Below are 4137 nucleotides of genomic sequence, written 5' to 3'. Positions count from 1 at the left end.
GGGCCGCACCGACTACGACCAACTGGCCGGCGCCGTGGTCGCCGGGCACGTGATCGAATGCGGGGTCCAGGCCACCGGCGGCAATTTCTCGTTCTTCACCGAGATCCCCGATTTGACCTACGCCGGTTTCCCGCTGGCCGAGATCCACGCCGACGGCTCTTCGGTGATCACCAAGCACCCCGGCACCGGCGGACTGGTCAGCGTCGACACCGTCACCGCGCAACTGCTCTACGAGATCACCGGCGCCCGCTACGCCAATCCGGACGTCACGGCCCGGATAGACACCATCGAGCTGAGCGCCGACGGCGCCGATCGAGTGCGCATCAGCGGGGTGGTCGGTGAACCGCCGCCGCCCACGCTGAAGGTGTCGCTGAACAGCATCGGCGGATTCCGCAACTCGATGACGTTCGTATTGACCGGCCTGGACATCGAAGAAAAGGCCGCGTTGGTGCGACGCCAGCTGGAGGCGGCACTGACGGTCAAACCCGCGGAGTTGGAGTGGACCCTGGCCCGCACCGAGCACCCCGACGCGGACACCGAAGAAACGGCCAGTGCGCTACTGCGCTGCGTGGTCCGCGACCAAGACGCCGCCAACGTCGGACGCCAGTTTTCCTCGGCCGCAGTCGAATTAGCGCTCGCAAGCTATCCGGGCTTCACCGTCACCGCGCCGCCCGGCGACGGTCAGGTGTATGGGGTGTTTACCGCCGGCTACGTCGACGCCACGAAAGTGCCGCATGTCGCCGTGGATGCCGACGGGACCGGCACCTACATCCCTTGCGCGGCAGAGACTCTCGACCTGACACCCGCCGACCCGCCCCCTCTGCCAGAGCCGTTGCCGGCGGGTCCGACGCGGCGCGTGCCGCTGGGCCGGATCGCAGCGGCCCGCAGCGGCGACAAGGGCGGGTCGGCCAACGTCGGAGTGTGGGTGCGTACCGACGAGCAGTGGCGCTGGTTGGCCAACACCCTGACCGTCGAGCTGCTCAAGGAACTGCTGCCCGAAACGGCCGACCTGCCGGTCACCCGACACCTGCTGCCCAACCTGCGTGCGGTGAACTTCGTCATCGACGACATCCTCGGCCAAGGCGTCGCCTACCAAGCACGGTTCGACCCACAAGCGAAAGGGCTGGGCGAATGGCTGCGCAGCCGCCATGTCGATATCCCGGAGGCGTTGCTGTCATGAACATCTGGACCACACCCGAACGGGACCAGCTGCGCAAGACTGTGCGCTCGTTCGCCGAACGGGAGATCCTGCCGCACGTCGACGAATTCGAGCGGATCGGTGAGTTGCCGCGCGAACTGCACCGAAGCGCGGGAGCGGCCGGGCTGCTGGGGGCGAACTTCCCCGAGGCAGTCGGTGGCGGCGGCGGAGACGGCGCCGACGCGGTGATCGTCTGCGAAGAACTGCACGAGGCAGGTGTCCCCGGTGGCGTCTTCGCGTCGCTGTTCACCTGCGGCATCGCGGTGCCGCACATGATCGCGTCCGGCGATGCGGGGCTAATCGACAAATTCGTTCGTCCGACCTTGGCCGGCGAGCTGATCGGCGCGTTGGCCATCACCGAGCCCGGCGGTGGCTCCGATGTCGGGCACTTGCGGACCACGGCGACACGCTGTTCTAGTCCGCAAGGCGACCACTACATCGTCAACGGCGCCAAGACCTACATCACCTCCGGGGTACGCGCCGACTACGTCGTCACCGCGGTACGCACCGGTGGCCCTGGCGCTGCAGGAGTTTCATTGCTCGCGGTGGAACGGGGTACCCCTGGTTTTCAAGTGAGCCGCAAGCTGGACAAGATGGGTTGGCGCTCGTCGGACACCGCCGAGCTGTCCTACACCGATGCCGTCGTGCCGGCGGCCAATCTGGTCGGCGCCGAGAATAGCGGCTTCGCCCAAATCGCGCAGGCATTCGTCGCCGAGCGCATCGGCCTTGCCGCGCAAGCCTATTCGAGCGCGCAGCGATGTCTCGACATCACCGCACAATGGTGCCGCGATCGCGAAACCTTCGGCCGGCCACTGATATCCCGGCAGGCTGTGCAGAACACGCTGGCCGAGATGGCCCGTCGCATCGATGTCGCTCGCGTTTATGCACGCAACGTGGTGGAGCGCCAGCTGGCCGGCGAAACCAACCTGATCGCGCCGGTGTGTTTCGCCAAGAACACCGCGGTCGAAGCTGGCGAATGGGTGGCCAACCAGGCCGTCCAGCTGTTCGGTGGCATGGGTTACATGTCCGAATCCGAAGTCGAACGCCAGTACCGCGACATGCGGATCCTCGGGATCGGTGGCGGCACCACCGAAATCCTGACCTCGCTGGCCGCCAAAACCCTTGGGTATCAATCATGACCACCCTGCGGTCCACACTCGATCCAAACTCCGACACCTACGCCGACGCGGCATCGACGGCGACGTCACGGCTCGAGGAGATCGCCGCCGAGCTGGCCCACGCGCTCGGCGGTGGCGGCCCCAAGTACGTCGAGCGCCATCATGCCCGCGGCAAGCTGACGGCCCGGGAACGCATCGAGCTGCTCGTCGACCCCGACTCCCCGTTCCTCGAACTGAGCCCACTCGCGGCGTGGGGCAGCGCGTTCGCGGTCGGCGCCAGTACGGTCACCGGAATCGGCGTCGTCGAAAGTGTCGAATGCATGATCGTCGCGAACGACCCGACGGTCAAAGGCGGCACCAGCAATCCGTGGACGCTGAAGAAGATTCTGCGAGCCAACCAGATCGCCTTTGAGAACCGGCTTCCCGTGCTATCGCTGGTGGAATCCGGCGGCGCGGATCTACCCACGCAGAAGGAAATCTTCGTCCCGGGCGGACGGATGTTCCGCGACCTGACCCGGTTGTCGGCGGCCGGGATACCGACGATTGCGCTGGTGTTCGGCAACTCCACCGCGGGCGGCGCGTACGTGCCCGGCATGTCCGATCACGTCGTGATGATCAAAGAACGCTCGAAGGTCTTTCTGGCCGGCCCGCCGCTGGTAAAGATGGCCACCGGCGAGGAGTCCGACGACGAGTCTCTGGGCGGCGCCGAAATGCACTCCCGCATCTCCGGTTTGGGCGACTACTTCGCCGTCGACGAACTCGACGCCATCCGCATCGGGCGCCGCATCGTTGCCCGGCTCAACTGGTCCAAACAGGGACCCGCGCCACGGCCAGTCGCCGAGCCGCTGTTCGACGCTGAGGAGCTGATCGGCATCGTGCCCGCCGATCTGCGCGTCCCGTTCGACCCGCGCGAAGTGATCGCCCGCATTGTCGACGGCTCCGAGTTCGACGAGTTCAAGGCGCTTTACGGCTCGTCGCTGGTCACCGGCTGGGCGAGGCTGCACGGCTACCCCCTGGGCATCCTGGCCAACGCCCGCGGCGTGCTGTTCAGCGAGGAGTCGCAAAAGGCCACCCAGTTCATCCAGCTGGCCAACCGGTCCAACACGCCATTGTTGTTCTTGCACAACACCACCGGATACATGGTGGGCAAGGACTATGAAGAGGGCGGCATGATCAAACACGGCTCGATGATGATCAACGCCGTGTCCAACTCGACAGTGCCGCACATCTCGCTGCTGATCGGCGCGTCGTACGGCGCCGGCCATTACGGCATGTGCGGCCGCGCCTACGACCCGCGGTTCTTGTTCGCCTGGCCAAGCGCAAAGGCCGCCGTGATGGGTGGCGCGCAGCTGGCCGGGGTCTTGTCGATCGTGAGCCGCGCGGCCGCCGAAGCGCGTGGCCAACAAGTCGACGAGGAAGCTGACGCGGCGATGCGGGCCGCGGTCGAAGGCCAGATCGAGGCCGAGTCGCTGCCGATGGTGCTCTCCGGGATGCTTTACGACGACGGGGTGATCGATCCGCGCGACACCCGTACCGTTCTGGGAATGTGTTTGTCCGCCATAGCCAATGGCCCGATCAAGGGGACGTCGAACTTCGGCGTCTTCCGGATGTAACGCTGATGGAAATCACTCGAGTTCTGGTTGCCAACCGCGGCGAGATCGCCCGGCGGGTCTTCGCCACCTGTCGCCGGCTGGGCATGGGCACCGTCGCCGTCTACACCGACCCCGACGCCGGGGCGCCGCACGTCGCCGAGGCCGACGCTCGCGTGCGGCTGCCACGGACCAATGACTACCTGAACGCCGAGGCGATCATCGCTGCGGC

At 66.5% G+C, this 4137-nt stretch carries 4 protein-coding genes; all 4 read left to right on the top strand.

All coding sequences use genetic code 11. The features are described from left to right. A partial coding sequence (locus tag WB785_RS23110) for an acyclic terpene utilization AtuA family protein (RefSeq protein ID WP_424082174.1) occupies positions 1–1180 on the top strand: 1180 nt, incomplete at its 5' end. Beyond that, positions 1177–2337 carry an acyl-CoA dehydrogenase family protein gene (locus WB785_RS23105; RefSeq protein ID WP_424082172.1) on the top strand — a complete coding sequence of 387 codons (1161 nt, stop codon included), beginning with the start codon at positions 1177–1179 and terminating at the stop codon, positions 2335–2337. The genes WB785_RS23110 and WB785_RS23105, both read left to right, overlap by 4 nt. After that, positions 2334–3929, top strand: coding sequence for an acyl-CoA carboxylase subunit beta (locus tag WB785_RS23100; RefSeq protein WP_424082170.1), 1596 nt, complete (start codon positions 2334–2336; stop codon positions 3927–3929). The genes WB785_RS23105 and WB785_RS23100 overlap by 4 nt, the downstream gene beginning before the upstream one ends. Positions 3930–3934: 5 nt before the next feature. Next, positions 3935–4137, top strand: a 203-nt coding sequence (locus tag WB785_RS23095) for a biotin carboxylase N-terminal domain-containing protein (RefSeq protein ID WP_424082168.1), incomplete at its 3' end; no start/stop codon positions are given.

Origin of the sequence: Mycobacterium sp., from assembly GCF_049585075.1 — a bacterium.
Taxonomy (GTDB): Bacteria; Actinomycetota; Actinomycetes; order Mycobacteriales; family Mycobacteriaceae; genus Mycobacterium.
Note: the sequence above shows the minus strand (reverse complement) of the source record. Positions and strands in the feature narration are given on the sequence as shown.